Origin of the sequence: Microcystis protocystis FBCC-A270 (assembly GCF_050500235.1) — a bacterium.
GTDB classification, from domain to species: domain Bacteria; phylum Cyanobacteriota; class Cyanobacteriia; order Cyanobacteriales; family Microcystaceae; genus Microcystis; species Microcystis ichthyoblabe_A.
Genome location: NZ_CP191407.1, coordinates 838553 through 858388 on the forward strand (window position 1 = coordinate 838553; position 19836 = coordinate 858388).

General features: G+C 42.9%; 16 protein-coding genes. 6 read left to right on the plus strand and 10 right to left on the minus strand.

Features of this window, described 5'->3' with window-relative positions; all coding sequences use genetic code 11:
- Positions 1-10 precede the first annotated feature (10 nt).
- On the minus strand, positions 11-2212 hold the full coding sequence (locus ACQY1X_RS04040) for a GumC family protein (protein ID WP_430014025.1): 2202 nt from the start codon (positions 2210-2212) through the stop codon (positions 11-13).
- A 113-nt stretch (positions 2213-2325) separates the two neighbouring features.
- On the minus strand, positions 2326-3543 hold the full coding sequence (locus tag ACQY1X_RS04045) for a polysaccharide biosynthesis/export family protein (RefSeq protein ID WP_002773033.1): 1218 nt from the start codon (positions 3541-3543) through the stop codon (positions 2326-2328).
- Between the two features lie 102 nt (positions 3544-3645).
- Here ACQY1X_RS04045 and ACQY1X_RS04050 point away from each other — a divergent pair, with 102 nt between their 5' ends.
- The gene (locus ACQY1X_RS04050) at positions 3646-4833 is read left to right on the plus strand and encodes an RNA-guided endonuclease InsQ/TnpB family protein (RefSeq protein ID WP_430014026.1); all 1188 of its coding nucleotides are present in this window, start codon (positions 3646-3648) and stop codon (positions 4831-4833) included.
- A 162-nt stretch (positions 4834-4995) separates the two neighbouring features.
- Here the strand turns inward: ACQY1X_RS04050 and ACQY1X_RS04055 are convergent, their stop codons facing one another.
- Genes ACQY1X_RS04055 through ACQY1X_RS04065 form a run of 3 tightly spaced genes read right to left on the minus strand, consistent with a single transcriptional unit; the run spans position 4996 to position 7817 of the window.
- Complete coding sequence (locus tag ACQY1X_RS04055; RefSeq protein WP_002735329.1) at positions 4996-5742, minus strand: cyanoexosortase B system-associated protein; 747 nt, start codon at positions 5740-5742, stop codon at positions 4996-4998.
- Positions 5735-6640: a cyanoexosortase B gene (crtB, locus tag ACQY1X_RS04060; protein WP_430015725.1), complete on the minus strand. Its 906-nt coding sequence runs from the start codon at positions 6638-6640 to the stop codon at positions 5735-5737. The genes ACQY1X_RS04055 and crtB overlap by 8 nt, the downstream gene beginning before the upstream one ends.
- A gap of 37 nt (positions 6641-6677) precedes the next feature.
- The gene (locus tag ACQY1X_RS04065) at positions 6678-7817 is read right to left on the minus strand and encodes a DegT/DnrJ/EryC1/StrS family aminotransferase (RefSeq protein ID WP_430015415.1); all 1140 of its coding nucleotides are present in this window, start codon (positions 7815-7817) and stop codon (positions 6678-6680) included.
- A 149-nt stretch (positions 7818-7966) separates the two neighbouring features.
- Between ACQY1X_RS04065 and ACQY1X_RS04070 the strand changes: the two genes are divergently transcribed.
- Positions 7967-8581 (plus strand): molybdenum cofactor guanylyltransferase, encoded by a 615-nt coding sequence (locus tag ACQY1X_RS04070; protein ID WP_430015416.1) that lies wholly within the window; start codon positions 7967-7969, stop codon positions 8579-8581.
- On the opposite strand, the gene ACQY1X_RS04075 is transcribed toward ACQY1X_RS04070, so the two are convergent.
- On the minus strand, positions 8534-9799 hold the full coding sequence (locus tag ACQY1X_RS04075) for a J domain-containing protein (protein WP_002773039.1): 1266 nt from the start codon (positions 9797-9799) through the stop codon (positions 8534-8536). The two genes, ACQY1X_RS04070 and ACQY1X_RS04075, sit on opposite strands and share 48 nt — an antisense overlap.
- A gap of 105 nt (positions 9800-9904) precedes the next feature.
- Here ACQY1X_RS04075 and ACQY1X_RS04080 point away from each other — a divergent pair, with 105 nt between their 5' ends.
- Positions 9905-10456, plus strand: a complete 552-nt coding sequence (locus tag ACQY1X_RS04080) for a transcriptional repressor (protein ID WP_002737956.1) — start codon at positions 9905-9907, stop codon at positions 10454-10456.
- Positions 10457-10460: 4 nt separating this feature from the next.
- On the opposite strand, the gene ACQY1X_RS04085 is transcribed toward ACQY1X_RS04080, so the two are convergent.
- Positions 10461-10883 carry a SufE family protein gene (locus tag ACQY1X_RS04085; RefSeq protein WP_069475603.1) on the minus strand — a complete coding sequence of 141 codons (423 nt, stop codon included), beginning with the start codon at positions 10881-10883 and terminating at the stop codon, positions 10461-10463.
- A gap of 329 nt (positions 10884-11212) precedes the next feature.
- Between ACQY1X_RS04085 and ACQY1X_RS04090 the strand changes: the two genes are divergently transcribed.
- Entirely contained in the window at positions 11213-11977 is a 765-nt protein-coding gene (locus ACQY1X_RS04090; protein ID WP_287232694.1) for a DUF3782 domain-containing protein, read from the plus strand.
- A gap of 232 nt (positions 11978-12209) precedes the next feature.
- On the opposite strand, the gene ACQY1X_RS04095 is transcribed toward ACQY1X_RS04090, so the two are convergent.
- Positions 12210-12437, minus strand: a complete 228-nt coding sequence (locus ACQY1X_RS04095) for a DNA-directed RNA polymerase subunit omega (RefSeq protein ID WP_002737694.1) — start codon at positions 12435-12437, stop codon at positions 12210-12212.
- Between the two features lie 1058 nt (positions 12438-13495).
- Here ACQY1X_RS04095 and ACQY1X_RS04100 point away from each other — a divergent pair.
- Together ACQY1X_RS04100 and ACQY1X_RS04105 are read left to right on the plus strand one after the other, a co-directional pair.
- Positions 13496-14941: an Ig-like domain-containing protein gene (locus ACQY1X_RS04100; RefSeq protein ID WP_002735311.1), complete on the plus strand. Its 1446-nt coding sequence runs from the start codon at positions 13496-13498 to the stop codon at positions 14939-14941.
- 208 nt (positions 14942-15149) lie between these two features.
- Complete coding sequence (locus tag ACQY1X_RS04105) at positions 15150-17387, plus strand: FUSC family protein (protein ID WP_430015417.1); 2238 nt, start codon at positions 15150-15152, stop codon at positions 17385-17387.
- Between the two features lie 29 nt (positions 17388-17416).
- On the opposite strand, the gene ACQY1X_RS04110 is transcribed toward ACQY1X_RS04105, so the two are convergent.
- Both ACQY1X_RS04110 and ACQY1X_RS04115 read right to left on the minus strand, forming a co-directional pair.
- Positions 17417-19489, minus strand: a complete 2073-nt coding sequence (locus ACQY1X_RS04110; RefSeq protein ID WP_430015418.1) for an AAA family ATPase — start codon at positions 19487-19489, stop codon at positions 17417-17419.
- 72 nt (positions 19490-19561) lie between these two features.
- Positions 19562-19738, minus strand: a complete 177-nt coding sequence (locus tag ACQY1X_RS04115; protein WP_002737666.1) for a hypothetical protein — start codon at positions 19736-19738, stop codon at positions 19562-19564.
- Positions 19739-19836 lie beyond the last annotated feature (98 nt).

Sequence of the window (19836 nt, forward strand, 5' to 3'; positions counted from 1 at the left end):
GTAACCCGATTTATACCTCCACCTTCACTTCCTCTGTCTCTGTTTGTCCTCGTGTTGGGGGAACTATCAAAGGCGGCAGTCCTGGTTCGGCGGTGTTGAGAGTCGGTGTAATATCGACGTAGTTAATCACCGCCCCTAAAATTTTCACTTCCGCTTCTGTTAACTGGTCAGTTGCTTCACTCAAGAGACTAGAACGAGTTATGGGCGGGCGCGTTACCAGAATAATCCCGTCCGCTAGTTCTTCTAAGAGCAGCGCATCATTACAGCTAGACAGAGAAGGAGTATCGACAATCACCAGATCGAAACGGCCGCTAGAATCTTTGAGAATCAATTGTAATTCGCTCGATTCAATGATAGCTGCCGCTTGTTTTTGCGGACCGGGACTAGGCAAAATGGAAAGGTTTTCTATATTTGGGGCCAGCCGGATCGATTTACTTTTTGCCCCGTAGTAAAGTAGGGGTTCTCGGAAAGAATTGGGATCGGGAGTGACTCCGATTTCTTCGGACTTAGAAGGACTTCTCAGATCTCCTTCGACTAACAGAGTCCGTCGGCCCGCTAAAGCCGCGGCGATGGCCAGATTATAGGCAGTGGCGGTTTTCCCCTCTCCGCCAGTAATACTGGTGACAACAACCACTTTCACCTTTTCGCTGCCGCCAACAAGTCGCAGGGTACTGCGTAAACGTTCGTAGTAGGGGAGATAATTGGCATTAGCATCGGCGAGAATCGGATCGATTTCCTCGCCCTCTAAATTCCGGACAATGGGCAATTGTCCCAAGAGTAGTATATCCTGACTAACCAAAGCTTCCCGCAATTCTTGGGGACTGTGCAGGCGATCATCGATCACTGCTAACAGCAGGATCACACCCAATCCGGCTAAAGTTCCCAAACCAGCACCCGCCAAGAGAATCAAGAGACGATTCTTGCGGTTAAACACCTGTTCGATCGGTTCAGCGACCGGCGGTTGGGCGACGGTGAGACTACCCACGGTTTCCGCTTCTGCGGCCTGAGCATCCACCAGCGCATTGAGAATATTCTCGTAGATACCCCTTTGAAAGGCGACGGCTTGGGTTAAACGAGCTTGCTGTAGCTGTTTATCGGGGAATTTCTCGTATTGGGAGCGTAATTGCTGTTCCTGAGTCACTAAGGATTCTAATTGTTTCATCAAACCCTCGCGCTGAGTTTGCAGGGCGACTAATTGACCCGCTAGTTGTTGACGGGCGGCATCGAGATTACTTTGCTGACGGATGCGATTGCTGGGAAGAGAGGTCAGGACACCATCTTTTCCGATCACCTCGGCGGCTCTTTTTTGTAAGAGAGATTCGTTAACTTCCTGTTGCTTGCGTAATTTAACTACGGCGGGATGTTCGGGACGTAAATCCTTCTCTAGTCGCTCCAATTGGGCCTCTGTGTCCAAGATCTGCGCTCGGATACTGGCAATAATCGGGTCGGCACTAAGGGCTGAGGAGGTGTAGGCCTGATCGGGGGTTAAATCGAGTTGTTTACTCAGACTATCAATTTGTCCTTGAATGCCTTGCAGTCCTAGACGAATTTCTCGCTGTTGCTGTTGACTACTGGTGATAGCGGCGAATAAACTCCCATCTTGAATGGCCAGTAAATCTGAACCCTGGCTACTAATGTAGCGATAAAATTTTTCTTCGGCTCTGGTTAAATCTTTTTGGACTTCGTTAAGCCGGACACCGAGAGCTTCTATGCGGGCGCGTAACTGGGAAGTATTAATCCAGCGGCTGTATTCCACCATTTCCTTCATCAAGGTTTCGAGAATTAACTCCGCCTTGGCCTGGGAGTCGGCCGTTAACTCTAAAAGTATCTCTTGGGGTTGATCGCTATTATTTTTTCCCTCCGCTTCACCCGGGAAGGTGATTTTTAAATCTTGATCGCGAATTTTAACGAGCTGTTCTTGATTAAATTGCAATTTTTTGGCTGTATTGATCAATACCCGGGGAGATAACAGTAAATCGCGATCGATAGCCCGTCCTTGTTCTTGCAGTTGGGTTCCCGTACTGGTAAAAGCCGGCGGCGGTACCCGATAGGCTAGTTGTCCCACCGCCCGATAAAAGGTGGGGGGTTTCTCTGGATCGGGGAGGAGAGCAAAGATCGCAGAACCACCTAAACAGACGAGGAAAACGAATATTCCCACAAATTTGTTCTGATCTAGCGAGATGAGAAATCGTTTAACAATTGGTAGAGCCATAGCTTTTTAATATATTCCCAGATTTTTTACATTTTAGCGGTCAAGAGTTATTCTCGTCCTTGAAATCCTAGCTTATGAAGTTGTGTTAAGGAGTGAAGGGAGCAAGTTGCACCTCAATTATTGAAGTTATTGAATTGATTGCCAAAGTCGAGAATTGTATTGGTAAAACTGGAAATATCCCGAATGGGTTGGGTAATGATATTAAAAGCGGCGAAAATTTCCCCTAATAGGGTGCGGGTGACGATAATTACGTCTTGATCTTCTAAGGGAATATTTTGGGAGATATCTCCCCTAACTGCCGCTATCGGACTCAAAGTTTGACTAACAATTCCCCCTTTGGCACTGTCAAAACGTAGCAGGGACACTTCATTGACATTAATCCGCAGGCGATCAGAAACCGGTAAACTAGCCACCACATCGAGGAAGGTACTGCCATTAGGAATCGAAACATTTCTCAGGGAAATTCCCGAAGGAATTGAGGGAGCTAAAACCCTGACGGTGATATTCTGCTGGGCGAGGGTGGTTCTAGCCACCAATGTGCGATTATATCCCGTTTCTTGGCCCACTTCTAACTTGGAAACAACCACGGCATCACCTCCTTGCAGACGCAGATCTGGCAAGCGTTCCCCCTTAATCAAGGGAGTATAAAGGTCAAGTTTCTCCTCTAACACTGTACCATCGACTAAAACCCGACGGACAAGGATCGAACGCAGATCGGCTCTGGGAGTGCCACCACCCGCTGCCAAAATTACCTGTACTAGGGAAGTATTAGGAGCAATACTATAAAACCCCGGTCGCTGGACCTCTCCCAGAATGGTCAACTGGACGGGACGGGCAGTGGTTAGAACAGCAATGACTTCTGGTTCCTCCCGCAAGTATTTTCGCCCCAATTCGAGGCGGATTTTAGTTTGCACTTCGTCTAAAGTCAAGCCGAGTACCGGAATGCGGCCTAAAATCGGCACTAGAAAATTCCCATCGGGATCCACCGGACTTGCGGAATTAAATTCGGGAAAATCAGGAACCGAGACAGTAATTTGATCGCCTATATCGAGTCGATAGGTCTGAATTTGTCGGGATTGGGGATTATTGGGAGAGTAAACCGGTGGACTGTAGCCAGCGGGGGGAATCGTGTTTTCAGGAAAGGTGGGATTAGGCGGTTCGGGGGGCAAAAATTCTAACCCAGATCCGGGTTGAGTCTGGGGAATGGACAAAGGACCCTGGGCCTTGAGGCTCTCGGAGGGAATTACCCATAAGAACCCTGTCAGACTAAACCCTGATAAGGCTATGGCCCCGGTTCTGAATAAACCAACTGGCAAAAACTTGTTGAGCATTGGTGGAATCATCGAAAATTTGGGTCTGAAACCCCGCCGTTTTACGGCGGCTTTACCGTTAAATACTAGCGCATTTAGACGATATATTCTAGAATGTGAGGCATGGAAAAAGCCTATTCGTTTCGATTTTACCCCACACCAACACAAGAGTCGCTATTGCGGCGCACATTGGGCTGTGTAAGATTAGTTTACAATAAAGCTCTCCACGAACGAACACAAGCATGGTATGAAAGACAAGAAAGAGTAGGATATGCTGAAACTTCTTCAATGCTAACCGATTGGAAAAAACAAGAAGAATTAGAGTTTTTAAACGAAGTTAGCTGTGTACCTTTACAACAAGGGTTAAGACATTTACAAACAGCTTTTACTAACTTCTTTGCTGGTCGTACTAAGTATCCTAACTTTAAGAAAAAACATCAAGGAGGAAGTGCCGAATTTACCAAGTCTGCTTTTAAATTTAAAGACAGACAAATCTATTTAGCTAAATGCACAGAACCTTTACCTATTCGATGGTCAAGACAAATACCAGACGGATGTGAACCAAGCACAGTAACAGTCAGATTACATCCTTCTGGACGTTGGCATATTTCAATTAGATTTGATGACCCAACGATTAAGCCTTTACCAGTAACAGATAAAGCCATCGGAATTGACTTAGGAATTAGTAGCCTCGTGATTACCAGCGATGGTGACAAAGTATCTAATCCTAAGCATTTTAAAAAGTATTATCGGAGACTGCGAAGAGCATCTAAAAATCTTTCTAGAAAACAGAAAGACTCAAAAAATCGGGAAAAAGCGAGAATCAAAGTAGCAAGGATTCACGCTCAAATCACCGATAGCAGAAAAGACCATTTACACAAGCTAACCACTCAATTAGTTCGTGAAAACCAAACGATTGTGGTTGAGAATTTAGCCGTCAAGAATATGGTCAAAAACCCGAAATTATCTCAGGCAATATCTGACGTTAGCTGGGGTGAAATCACTCGACAATTAGCCTATAAATGCCGTTGGTATGGGAGAAATTACATCGAAATAGATAGATGGTTTCCTAGTTCTAAAAGGTGTAGTAATTGTGGGCATATTGCTGAGAAAATGCCGTTAAATGTTCGAGAGTGGGACTGTCCAGACTGTGGGACACACCATGACCGAGATATTAACGCCAGTAAAAATATTTTGGCCGCAGGGCTTGCGGTGTCAGTCTGTAGAGCGACCATAAGACCAGAACAGAGTAAATCTGTTAAGGCAGGTGCGGAACCCCGCAAGGGAAAGAAGCAGAAACCTAAATCGTGAGGTTTGGGAATCACCGTCCGTTTACGGCGGTGAGGATGTCAAACAGATATATCAATTTATTTTCTGAGAGTTATCTAGTGGGAGAGGAACAAAGAAGCTATTAAGGACTAGAAAAGTGCCTTGAGCTAGTTTTTTTTAAACAGATAGTTGGGAGCAGAAAAACTACTTTTCTTTTTTGGTCTCAGGCAGAGAAGTTAATTGACTTAAGACATTTTGTTCTAAGTAACTCTGCACTTCCGTGGCGAGATTGAGAGCAAAGGGAGTGAGAGTTTGCAGTTCTTTCATCGGTTCTAAGGGAATCAGCAAGGAAACGGCTATCCAGGGTACTCTTTGTCTTTTTAATTGCGCCCATTGGTCAAGCCAATACCACACCGAGGGATCGTAATGACCACCACCTAGCCAAGCATACCATTGCACCACGGCAAAAGTGCTTTGTGTCCAAGCCCGATAGAATCGAGCCGTGGCCTTTCCTCCTGACTGGGTGGGAATTGATAGCTCGGTTGTTTCCCCCTGATTCCAACGACTAATAGAACTTATATCTGACCATTCTACTCCCGGTTGACTTTTATAGTAAACCTGTGGCTTTAAAAGCACGGTGATCCTCTTGCCATCAGGACTTTCCACCACTTGTACCGACCATTTTCCCTCAGCGATTTCAGCTTGGCTCCGGTCGGTGGTTTTCAGGTCAGAGAAATTGATTCCCGATTCTTGTAGGGCCAGCATTTTCTGAATATTACCGATTCTCGGTTGATCCAGCCAAGACCACTGGCCAGAAATTAAATTGGGTAAGATACCCCCTAAAATCAAAATCAGCAGCAAGCACAACAGCAGTAAATAATTACCCGGTAGCTTTTTTTTGATTTTATCTAACACTAAACTTACCTCGTCCGGAATTTTTCGACTAATCATCCTGGTTAACTTCCTCTTGAGCCAGGGACTGTTTCCTGACTACCTCGCGATACTGCATGATTTGGAAGACCAAAAAGATCAGTAACAACATCAAGACGGAGTATAAATCGCCCCCCCAGCCATCGTGGAATAATGTAAAGTTTTCCTCCTGTCCTGTGCCGTGAAACCAAGCTAAAAGCGCGTTACGAATGATGTTAGCTCCGACACTAATTCCAAAGGCACTGAGGAGCATAAAGCAGGTTTTACGGCCGTTTTTGATGGTATCAGTCCAATGGAGCAGCAGCAGCGTGACGTAAAGACTGGTGAATAACATTTTCAGCCCCGCACAGTAGGGAGCGACTTCCACCATCCTACCTTCTACCGCTATATAGACACCGTCAACGGAGACATCTAGGCCCGCTTGCTGGAGAATAAAACCAGAGCAAGCAGCAATAAAAACCTGTAGGGGTAGAGTATAAGGAGCGATCAGGTATGGTATAGGATTAGGAGTCGCTAAAGCCGTTAAAAGTAGAGGAAATCCCTGTAATTTAAAACCTTCCCTTCCTTTTAACCAGAGACAGATTCCCGCTAAAATAATCGGAAAAGACATACTAACCCAAAGGGAGGAACCGAGGAGATACAAAATCGCTCCTAGGGTTAACAAAAACGCTCCGAGGGGGTGGGAGCGATCTTCGAGGCGTTGCCATTTTTTGCGATTCTGCCAGACAATATAGGCGGCGTAGGGAAGGCCGATCAAGCCGTGGCTAAAGTATTCGTGTTCGATGCCGATCGATTTATTCAGCCAACCATCGTACCAGTGAAAGATCACCGGACCATAGATAACCGCCAAGAAACCGATCATCAGCCAAGATTGCCGATTTTTCTGGGAGACGGTGAATAAGGAAGGACTAATACCCATCTGACGGAGCGATTTAGTGACAAATTCTGAATTTATGTTACCCGATGATCGCAGTGATTTGTTCAACCACGGTTTCAATTTGCTCCTCGCTGATGCCGGGGTACATGGGGAGAGAGACAATTTCTTCACAGAGAATCTCTGAATTAGGAAAGTCTCCCTGTTGATAACCCAGGTAGCGATAGGCCGGTTGTAGATGACAAGGAATCGGATAATGAATGCCAGTTTGAATACCGACGGCAGTTAATTGTTCTTGTAGTTGTTGGCGATCAACGGGACAATGGGGGAGGAGGCGAATAACGTAGAGATGATAGACATGACCAGTCTCGGTTTCGTCTCTTATGGGTAAAATGCCCTTATCGGCTAAAGGAGCCAACAGCCGATCATATTGTCTTGCCGCTCGCTGACGGGTCTGATTCCAGCCTTCCAGATGGGGTAATTTAATGTTTAAAATGGCGGCTTGTATGCTATCCAAACGGCTATTAGTGCCGATATCGGTGTGGAAATACTTGCTTGGTGCGCCATAATTTCTTAAACTGCGGGCTTTTTGGCTAATTTCAGGATCATTGCTCACTAACATTCCGCCATTGCCAAAAGCGCCTAAATTTTTACTGGGATAAAAACTAAACCCCGCCGCCACACCGACGCTGCCGGCGCGATAACCTTCTCTACTGGCTAAATGGGCCTGGGCTGCATCTTCAAAGATGGTCAGACTATGGCTGCGGGCAAAATCCTCTAATTGTTGGGGTGATACCATCTGTCCGTACAGGTGTACGGGTAGAATGGCGCGGGTGTTGGGGGTAATTTTTTGGGCGGCCGCCGCAAGGTCAATTAGGGCTGTATCGAGGTGACAATCAACTAAAATCGGTTTGGCCCCCGCTTGAATAACACCCATGAGGGTGGCGACAAAGGTATTAGCGGGGACTAGGACTTCATCCCCGGCACCGATGCCGTAAGCTTGTAAAGCCAGGGCAAGAGCAGCAGTGCCAGAAGCTACTCCCACAGCATACTCGACTCCGCAAGCTTGGGCGAAGGCGGTTTCAAATTCGGCTAAAGCTTGGCCTAAAACAAAATCTCCCCGGTCGATAACTGTTTGGATTGCCTTGGTAATTTTTGCTTGTAGGGGCTGATTTTGCCAAGTTAAATCAACAAAGGGAACTTTGATTAAATGGGAATTCATCTATTGCTTATTTAGGGAGACATTATTAATTGTCAAGAGACTAGCATAGGTTTGAGCAAGTTGCCTAGATTTGTAGGTTCTCTTGTTCTTTCTGTCTTTTTCTTTGTGTTTTTTGTGCCTCTGTGGTTTATCCTTTAAAACTGGTTATTATGAGTTATTTTCCCGCTTTAACGGCGTTAATTCTGGCTGGTGGTCAAAGTTCCCGCATGGGACGAGATAAAGCTTTGTTATCTTTTCAGGGTGTCTCTTTTCTAGAGAATACTTGTTTAATTGCCCAAGATTGTGCAGTACAAGTGTCTGTGATTACGCCTTGGCCGGAACGTTATGAACTGATCATTCCCCAATACTGCCAAATAATCAAGGAACCTCTCCCCACTAGGGGGCCTTTATTGGCCTTTGCCTTGGGATTAACTTTTGTATCAACCGATTGGGTTTTATTACTCCCTTGCGATTTACCTTTACTCAGGTCTTCAATTATTCAAGAATGGTCAAGATTATTAGCCACTGTACCAGAAAATGCTATGGCTTCGGTTCCTCGGTGCGGCAATCGTTGGGAGCCTCTCTGTGCTTTTTATCATCGTCGTTGTTTAGCATCTTTGCAGACTTATATTAAGCAGGGAGACACTTCTTTTCAAAAATGGTTAAATGTCGCTGTGGTGGAGGAATTAATTATCGATAATTCCGAGATTTTATTTAACTGTAATACCCCAGAAGATTTAGAGATAATAATAAACTACCCAGATATTAACCGTAAGAAAACCTAGCACAAAAGGGAGTAAAAGTAAAGATATCGGCGAAGAAATATTGGATAAATGGCGATAACCATAGTAGAGAATTCCGGTTAGATAACCGCCAGTTACACCGATAATTGCGCCGATAATATCGCCATTTATGGATAAATAGGAAGTGAGCCAAATGACGAGGGAAAAGGGCAAAATTATTAAGCCACCTAAAAATATATCACCGACGATACTACCATATTTATTACTTAATTTTCTGCCCAAACAACTAGATAAAGTCAGAATAATAAAAGGAAATACTGCCCAGCCTAATAACAGTAAAAACTCGGATTTAACTGTCCAGTTTTGCCAAGTCAAAGCGATAAAAAAACTGCTGATTATTGCCGCAAATACCCCTGTAGCCAAAGCCTGATTACGGTTAAGCTTTAAAAAAGACTGTGCTAGACCGGTCTTGGGTTTGAGCAAAGATAAAAAAGATATTTTCAGCAAATTAAAAACAATAAAAAGAGTTTTTGACCACTTGATTGATTGCCGTTGTCGATAACTTTTATGAGAGTCTCTTAACTTATTAGCAATGGCATGATAGCGGCGAAAATTTCCCTGTTGCTTAAATTTCTTAGCTGCTATTTGGAAATCTTTTCGTGCTGCTGGCAGTTCCGAGAGTTCCTCTAGAGCCAATCCTCTTTGATAATAGAATTGGGGATTATTTGGGTCAATGGCGATTGCTTTGCCATAAGCTTCTAGGGAGGATTGGGTGTAACCGAGTCGTTGACGGGATAAACCGAGGTAATAGTAAGCTTGGGAACAATCGGGTTTTAACTGCAAAACTTGCCGACAATCGCTTAAAACTTGCCTATCCTGCTGATTATGGTAGTAAACTTCCGCCCGCTGCAGATAGGCCTGCCAAAATTGCGGATTAATTGCGATCGCTTGCTGGTAAAATGCGATCGCTAGTTGATAATTTTTCTCTTGAGCGTAGTGCCATCCCTGTTGATAAAAATCCTCGGCACTACGGTTAAAAGTGGGTATTTCTGGGGATAAACTGCGATCATACTCTTTTCTTTTGTCTTTATCGCTCAAAACCCGATAAGCTTGTTCAATTTCGCGAAATTTTGTCACTGCCTCTGGATCATTGGGATTATAATCGGGGTGATATTGCCGGGCCAGACGACGAAAAGCGGCTTTTATCTGATTATTACTGGCATTACGGGGAATTTGGAGGATTTCATAGTAATTTTTCATACTTGAATGGGGGTTGAATTTTCAACTACTGAAAACTGTTGCCAATGGCTCGCCGAAACGACTATCATTGTCAATTAAATAGCTTTTATTGAGAGTCGATCGCTTATGTCTGCCTACACTGCCTCCTCCCTGAAAGCGGAACTCAATGCACGGGGGTGGCGCTTAACTCCCCAGCGAGAGAAAATTCTGCACGTTTTCCAGAATTTACCGAAAGGCAATCATCTCAGTGCCGAAGAATTGCAGGAATTACTGGACAAACGGGGGGAAGGAATTAGTTTATCGACGATTTACCGCAGTGTTAAACTAATGTCGCGGATGGGAATTTTGCGGGAGTTGGAATTGGCCGAGGGTCATAAACACTACGAACTCAATCAACCCTATCCCCACCACCATCATCATTTGGTCTGTATTCAGTGTAATAAAACCATCGAATTTAACAATGATTCCATTCTCAAACACAGTCTCAAACAGTGTGAGAAAGAGGGTTTTCAGTTAATTGACTGTCAGCTAACGGTGATGGCCATCTGTCCGGAAGCTTTGCGGATGGGTTGGCCGTCGGGAATACCGAGTAATTGGGGTTGCACCCGTTCGCTGGTGGATACTCGTTTCCAAAACTGCGAGATTCCCGAATCAAAGGAACCGGAACCAGAAAACTAGACATCTAAGCGGACATTCCCAACTGAAAACCGAGAGCTTTTTTCTGCATTAATTGGAAAATATTATAAAATCCGTTGGCGCGGGAAGGGGTAAGACTGACTTTTAAACCGGTTTCTTCGATAAAATCCGGGGTGACTTGCAGGATTTCCGAGGGAGTCAGTCCATTTAACCCCTCGATTAACAAAGCAACTAAACCTTTGACTAATTGCGCGTCGGAATCGCCTTTGTACCAAACTTGGCCATTTTCGAGGTCGGCAGTGATATAAACTTGGGATACACAGCCCTGGACTTTATTAGTGGGTATTTTGGCAGATTCTGGTATTGGTTCTAGTTTTTTAGCAAAAGCTAGTAATTGTTCGTATTTTTGCTTAGGATCGGTACGACGTTTGAGGCGTTCGACGATGCGATCGAGATTAGACGGGAGCATATTGCGAGTTAAAATAGGAAAAAATTAGCCAATAGCTTTTTTATATTAGCATTCTTGCGGAAGTTGCGCGCTGTGGTTATCGCTGCCAGGACTACCTTGGTCAGAGCGCATTGATGCTATCTGCTAGAATTGGCATCAATCAAACGCCACGCTTGCAGGGGTATTCATCCGACATTTTAGGTAAATTCCAGAAAAAAAACCACCCTAAACCCCACATTTGTCAAGTGTTTTACATAATTTTAATATTTCTTGCCGTTTTGCTCTCTCGCTCTCGTCCGGCTTCTCGACGGAATCGCTAAAATGATCAGGGGTGTTTTAGAGGCAAGTCTATGAGTGAACCAGTAACTCTTGAGGATATTTACCAGCTATTCCGCGCTTCCGCTGAGGAATATGATCGCCGGGCTGCCCAATCCAAGGCGGAATATGATCGCCGGGCTGAGGAATATGATCGCCGGGCTGCCCAATCCAAGGCGGAATATGATCGCCGGGCTGAGGAATATGATCGCCTGGTTGCCCAATCCAAGGCGGAATATGATCGCCTGGTTGCCCAATCCAAGGCGGAATATGATCGCCATAGAGTCGAAATAGAGAACCTCCTGGCCGAATCTAAACTAGAAAGCGATCGCTCGATGACAGAACTGAAACGCACCGTAGAACGAACCAGCAAAGCGGTAGATAGTCTGACCACTCGCTGGGGTCGATTTGTGGAAGAGTTGGTAGAACCCGCGGTTTTACGGCTTTTTCAGGAAAAAGGCATTGATATTAAAGAAGTTTATCCCCGCGCTAGAGTCAAACGTCAGGGCATCGCCATGGAAATTGATATCCTAGGGGTGGATGATACCGATCTCGTGGTGGTGGAATGTAAATCGAGATTATCTCAAGATGATGTAGATGAATTTATTGAAAAATTGACTCGTTTTAAAATCGCTTTTCCCCATTATCAAAACTATCGAGCCTACGGTGCAGTGGCAGGAATTGAAATCAACGAGGGAATCGATCGCTATGCTTATAAAAAAGGTCTATTTGTGATTAAACCCTCCGGGGATACGGTGGCTATTATTAATGATGCCGACTTTCAACCGAATACTTGGTAATTTCCCTAGTCAAAACAATCGCTATGGTTAACCTTTCCTACAATAAAAATCGCCTTCTTCCCAGTATCGAGAGGAAAGTGCGATCGCCGCTCAAGAACGTTTGATCGCCGCTCAAGCAGGTTTAGCCAAACAGGAAGCGGAACAAAAAGCCCAACGACTAGCGGAAAGACTAAGAGCGCTGGGTATCAACCCCGATGAAGTTTAGGGGTTGCTCCCCAGCAATTTTAGGGGATTAATCGCGTAATAATTCCGGTTCGGTTAATTCGTCGGTCATTTCCATCAGGGCCCGTTGGACGGGTTTAATCATCGGGTCGTCGATATTTTCTACGGTATCGTAGCGGACCCGCTTGGCCCGTCTAGCGACCTGCACGACGATCGAGTAACGATTGCTGGCCACATTCATCAGTTTATCGGTGAGATAAATCATCTCGGAGGAGTCGAATTTAAACCGTTTGGACATAGTTATATTTAGCCTTCTCTGGTGAATTTGGCAGTTGTCACTGATAATAGGTTAGTGATCAGTTTTATTACTCACTCCACCTTACCACATTTTGTCAACCTTAAGGATAGAGTCCTATTCCATCTAGATTGGATTTTGTCAACTACTTTTTACAAAACTTAAATCAATTTTATACAAGTTTAAAAATATACAAATAAAGAGATAATTTTTGAAATAAATAAACCCAAAAAAGGGACACCATTGCCGGGGCTGTAAATACACTTGAACACATAACTTCCCCCTCGATTTAGCTTCCGGTGATGCTATTCCCATGGCCTTGACAGTGCCGGCGATCGATGGTTAAAAATAAACAGATGCTGGATCCCCATCCAACATCCGCGTTCTAACTCTGCACACATTTTGCTAAGTCCTCATGATAAGTTAAAAAACGCTTCCTTTTTGGGGGCGTTTTTATTTATTCGATTGAAAAAACCGATGACAATCATTACTAAAGCTGATAAGAAAGTGGGGTGTGGGGTGTGGGGTGTGGGGTGTGGGGTGTAGGGTGTGGGGAGTTTTCTCAGTGAACTGATAACTGATAACTGATAACTGACTTCTAACCCAATTTTGGACAAAGATAAGTAAAAATTATTTATTGACCGTAAAAACTTGAGAATATTTAAATTAACATTCCGCAATATTTATAAATTCTTAAGAATTAATTGAGAAAGATTTTTATTTAACAACGATGTTATGCTGGTTACAGCGATTTGATAGAATTTCAGAATGGGTTGTTCTGTGCTTTTTTAGCCAGCAATGGTTGAAACCCTTGTCAAACCTAGAAGGTGATCCTAATTAAAACGGGTAAATCAGTCAATTTCACCCACAACGATGATCTTTTTTTTATGTAGTTTTATTGCAAAAAAAAAGTTTTTTTGACAAAAAGCACAAAGTATGATACAGGCGCAAGGTGTTTCTGGTGGCGAGTAATTATTGTAGAGGGGGGAGATGGGAGAATAAATAAAAGCAATCTCCTGACGACCGACGACCGACTACTGATAACTGATAACTGATAACTGATGAAAAGATTAGCTTGGTTTGATCGCTTAGTTTTAGCGAGTATTTTGGCTTTAATTGCCGCGATATCGTCGATTTTGATCCAGGGAAATCAAGTCCCGACCCGAGGGGAGAATTTTAGCTGGCAAGGGCGAAAAATCGGCGTTAGGGACAATTATTTTACTTTAAGTTTTAATCGACCGATTGACCGTTCCGATATAGAAACCAGCTTGGTGATCAATCCTCCCTTACCGGGTAAAATTAGCTGGGCCGGAGATCGCTTGACCTATACTTTGACGGAATTGCCCATCTACGGCAAGAAATATCAAGTAAAGTTACCCATTGCCCAAGGTGAGGACTTTATCGGCGAATTTTACAGCCACGATCGAGCTTTTGCCTATATTGGAGTCAACCAAGAGGAAAGAGGCCGTTTAATCGTCTGTAATATCATTCAGGGGGCAAATAAGGTCACAGAACTGAAAAAAACCATCCTTACCCCTGGGGATCTAGTGGTCACGGATTTTCAAATCTATCCGAGGGGGGATAGAATTTTATTCTCGGCCTTTGATCGCTCTGACTTAGGACGAGATACCCCAAAACAGCAACTTTACACAATTACCACGGGTTTAAATCATGACGAAAATAGTCAAAATTTGCCTAGTGGTCGTATAGAAAGGTTTTTAGATGCGAAAACCTATCAAAATCTGCGATTTAATCTCTCAGATAACGGCAAAACCCTAATCGTGCAGAGAATCAATCACGGGAATCCGGGGGATGCCAGTTTATGGGTAATCAGCGATGATGGACAATCGCGACCGTTAGGAATACAAGGGGATATTTTTTTACTATCTCCCGACGGTAAAAAAGCGGTTGTCAGTCAAACGGGAGGGGTAGCGGTGATTCCTTTGGATGTGCAAGGGGGAAAACCGCAATTTTTGCCCACCTACGAGAAAATACTCGCTTTTTCCCGGGATGGTCGCCAAAAACTCATGGTGAAATCGGAACCAGATAATCAGCGATCGCTATTTTTGCTCAATGATCAGGGAGAGTCAAGACTACTATTAAGAACAGCTAATCCGATTATTAGCTGTGAATTTGAACCGCGACAGGAAAAAACCCTTTACTGTCTGAAAAGCGATCTGGTTATGGGCAGCGATGGCAAGGTGAAAGAAGAACCATTTTTAGCGATTATTGAGCTAAAAACGGGTAAAATGATCCCCCTGCTGGCCTTACCTAATTATCGTGACGTGCAGATGAGTATGTCTCCCGATGGCGTGGCTTTATTATTTGATCAGTTAGCAACCATACCTTTTGGAGTCGGAAATGATTTAGTCACTGGGGAGGGGTCGAGTATTGCCGATGGTCGTCTCTGGTTATTACCGCTTCCTGATCAGTTCAGTCCCAATAGCATCCCGAAAATTTTACCTCAAGAACTCAACCCTGGTTTTAAACCCCGTTGGCTGCCCTAACACAGCAGAATTAAGGAGTTAGGAGTCAGTCCCGATGAAAAAATTTTCACCCCCACAGATGAAAGAGGTTTCCTTCCCTACACCCCACACCCTACACCCTCTTTCAAGTCAGGAGACAGGAGAGAAATCTTTCCCTAATCAGGTGACTCGGAGAATGCTGACTCCCGAAAACGAAAACCTCATACCTCACCATTAAGATAAGTGCTATATGCTACTTCAGCGATTTGCTTTTTTATTGCGTCCCAGTGGCGATATCGAGATCGAGCGGGGGATTCGGACTTTATTAGCCATCACAGTGCCGATTATTATCGGTGATATTTTAGATCGGTCAGAATTGGGGTTAATGGTCGGTTTAGCGGCTCAAATCTTGATTTTAGCGGATGTGGGGGGACTTTACTGCCTGAGAGCGAAAACCCTAGTCGCTACGACTATCGGGATGGCTCTAGCTTTGATTATCGGCACATTAGCCAGTGCTTGGCTAGGATTGACCGTAGTGATAGTTTTTTGCGGGTTGTTTCTAGCGGGTTATTTGACGGTTTACGGGGAAAATGGGGCGTTAGCTGGGGTAGTAATCAGTTTATTGCTGCTTTTGGCCGTTTCTTTGCCATCGGGAGATATGATCGTCGCTTTACAACGGGCCGGAATTGCTGTGTTGGGAGGGGGATGGACAATTTTTTTAGCCCTGTTTATCTGGCCTTTTCGTCCTAATCAGCCTTTACGTCAGGTAACAGCGGAAAATTTTCAGGGTATCGCCACCTATCTCCGTTCTTTGCCTTTACACTCTTGTTCTAATGCTAATGAGGAGCCATATTTTGACCAAATTCGCCAACTGTTGCTCCGTTCGAGGAAAACTGTCACCTTGACGCGTCGGGGACGTTGGGGAAAGAATGAGCTGCGGGAATTGTTAATCGTCTTGATTGAAGATAGCGATCGCATTAATACCAGCTTGATTGCGCTGCGAGAATTGCTTCATCTTCATCCCTTGCCACAACTGACCACGGTGGGTATTTTATTAGAAGATATTCTCGTGCAAGTGGCGGAAATTAGCGAAGATATTGCTGGGTTAATTTTGGGTAGAAATAAACAACCGGATTGTGAGCGCTTGCAGCTATTACTCAAGGCGATCGAGCAGCAAAAAAACCTGCAAGCTAAAGTTTTAGAAAATGCCCAGGATGATTATAGCAGTTATGTGGCAATTTCCCAATTAAATAATCGTTTAAAAAAATTATTTAAACAGCTAAAAATAGCCAGTGAAACAGCGCAACATTTGCGGCAAAGCGAGAACTTTTCCGATAAAAAAAATCCCTGGCATCGGAACTTTGAAGGGATAGAAAAAGAGTACGGTCAAGAAAAAGCTTGGTGGGAACCATTAAAATCTAATTTTAATCTAGAATCGCCCCTATTTCGCCATGGTTTACGCTTAGGTTTGGGAAGTGCGCTAGGAGTTTTGATTTACAATAAGCTAGGAATTACCCATAGTTTTTGGATTGGTTTAACCTTAGTTATTGTGTTAAAACCAGATTTTAGCTTGACTTTTCAACGCTTTTTTAATCGGGTGTTTGGCACGATTTTAGGCTCGTTTTTTGTTTTGGCATTGTTGCCAATTATAGATAATTCGATCTGGTTAGAAACTATTGGGGTGATTTCTATAGCGATCGCTTTAGCTTTAGTGCGATTTCACTATAGTTTGGCAGTATTTTTTATCACAATTTTTGCTTTAATCATCAGTCGTCTGGATGCCAGCAATGACGGGATTAATTTAGAGTATATCAGAATAGTTTATACTTTAATTGGTAGTGCTTTAGCCTTTGTACTTTCCTTCGGTTTTTTACGGGTTAATGAAGATGAACGTTTTTCCCTCGCTGCCATTAAAGCATTAGAAGCTAATCAAATATATTTTCAGTCAGTTATGGCAGTTTATTTAGGAGAATCATCCTATCAAACTGCAATTTTATCTTCCCATCGCAATAAAGCTCGACGAGCAAATACAACTATGCAAACAGCACTACAAAGATTAATTGATGATCCTAGCACACCCTTTCCACAAATGGAACCGGCAATCACTTTAAGTAATTATATTCCTCGTTTTGGTCGCGGGGTGACAGTTTTATTGACGGAATTGGAACAATATCGCGGTAGTCCTCCCCATCCTAATCTAAGTCTGTTCACGCAACAAATAACCCAAGCTTTGACGCAATTAACCCAAGCTTTGCAAGCAAATAATCCTCCTTCTCCCTTACCTCCCCTCGAAGATACTTTAGAAAATATCCTCGATCATTTGCAAGAATTGCGAGAGGAAAGGTTAGTGGAAATTGGCCATCAAAAAGAGGGAACTAATCTCCAGAAATATTTAGGGGATTATAATATTGTCACCACGGAACTTGTGGAATTATCCAGTCGCGTTGGGGTAATGAACACAGCAATTGATCGTTTTATTAGAAGTTAAAATTTAGTTATAACAACAGAATTTAGTAGTCAGGAGGAAAATCGATTAACTTCGATAATTTCCGTATATTCAAAATTATTAGGACTGCGTTTCACCAGAGAATAATTAACACCATGAAGATTAATTAAATCCTCTTGACAATCTGCTTTCGGAGAATTATAAACTAACACATATTCTCTACCAATATAGGGAGAAATCTCGGTTTCTACTTCTCCTCTCCATTGAGTTTTTGTCACTAAAACAACTAACTGATTGGCTAATTTAGGAATAGCGATCGCCACTTGCCGACGATAGATATGATCAAGACTACCAAAAGGGGAATCCATCACCAGAGGAAAAGTGCTGCTATCAATTCCCATCAAAGTATTTTTCTGACTCCATTCTCGCACTCGATCGATAATTCCCCCGATAAAAGATAAACTAAGAATCTGATTTTCTCCAGTAGAAGCTGCCACGGGAATTGCGAATCCTGTGGTATTTTCTAATAGTCTTACCTCGTAATCGGGACTAATACGGGGAATATAGGGAGTAAAAGAAATTGAGCTAAAGATTTCCTGTACCCGTTTTTCTAAGGACAAACGAAACTGATTTTCTAATCTCTGTCTTACCTCACTAATGCGATTAATTGCCTCTTGAGTCACTAAAATACGTCGTTGTCCTAAATTAGATTTTTCCTCTTTTTGTTGCTGTTTTTGTACCTGCTTTTGCAGGGATTCTAACTCTTTTTCATAGATATCTAGTTGATTTTTATTGCTGCCCTGTTCCAAGCGTAAATCTTTTAGGGAATCCTCAATCGCATCTAAGCGAGATTGCAGATTTTTAATATCTTCATCGGGATAATGGCGAAATTTATCCCGCACTTCATCTAATTCTGATTCTACTAAAGATAATTCTAAGCGCCACTGGTGAATATTAGCTTGATAATTATCCACTTCTTGCCAAAAATCTAAGACTTTTTTATCCATTTCTTTGACTGTGGAAGATAAGCGAATGGCTGCTTCTTCTACATCGGCCATTCCTGCTTTATTCATCCAATCTTGTACCTGTAAATAAGCTTGGCTATTTTCCTGTAATTCCTGACCACAAATACATTTTTTTCCCTCTAATAATTGTTGGACAAATTGCTGTTTGATACCACTGGGTAATTCCCCTTGTTGTCGTAGGCGATCGATTAATTGCTGAAAATTTTGATTAATTTCTTTTAAAAAGACTTGATAAGCTTGCTGAGAAATTAATTTCTTTAACTTATCCTTAGTTCTGACTAAATCTTGCCGCAGATTTCTTTCCTGTTGTTCTAATTTTTCTTTTAACTGTTTTAATTCCTCGGCACCACTTAACTCTAGTAAGCGATTAGTCACGGCTTTTTTTAATTCTTCTTGCTGGGATAACTGGCTAATAATATCTTGCTGACGCTGTTTTAATTTCTCGAAATCCTGCTCAATTTTACTTTCCTGTTTTAATAACTTTTTTAAATCCGATTCCCCTAAATCTTTAAGCTCATCTTGTAAAGATTTCTTAGCTTTTTTTAAATGCTCGATCGCTCGATCTAATACTTTAACTCCCAATAATTCTTTTGTATCTTCGGCGATTTTACCTTGGCTGCTACTACGAAATTGATGATCGATATATTCCCCATCAAAAAAGAAATAACGGTGTAAACTTTCGGGTAAAATTTGATTAATAATATCCTCCGCTGGTTGATTGGGTGTGTACCAATTACCATCATCACCAGCGTAGAGCATATATAAACTATTTGAACCGTATTTAATCTTACTATTTACATCTTGGTAGGCGAAAAATTTTCGTTTTACCTGATAGCGTTTATTTTCATGTTCAAAGTTTACTTCCGCGGAACATTCTATGGAGGTTCCCGTTGTTACTTCGGTAATTGCCCGTTTATTAACTAATAACTCTGGTTCGGCAAAAGCTGCTGTAAATTTTTCATAAAGAACCCAGGTACAAGCATTTAAAATTGTTGTTTTTCCTGCCCCATTATTGCCATAAATTACCGTCGTATTGCGAGAACTCGCCGCTAAATGTATCTCAGGAGTCTTACCATAAAATTGTCGAAAATTACATAACTTTATTGATAGTAGTTTCATATTTATATGGAGGGGATGATGGGGAAGTTTTTTCAGTAAACCGATAACTGATAACTGATAACTGATAACTGATTATTGAATTACTTCTTTAATAATTGTTAAAACATCATCATTGATATTGCGAGGATTGCGCTGGTATAACTTATCTCTTTCCAATTTTAAAACGCGATCGATGATTTTTCGCACATCTTCGGGAGCGTTTAAAATCGGTTCTTGGATATTTTGGAGATTATTATCAGGATTAGTCATAGGGCAGATTTTTTAATATTTACAGCTGCTGCATTTCCAACAAAATCCCTGCCGGGGTACGTTAATCTATTGCTAACGCACCCTCAGCCTAGATTGTT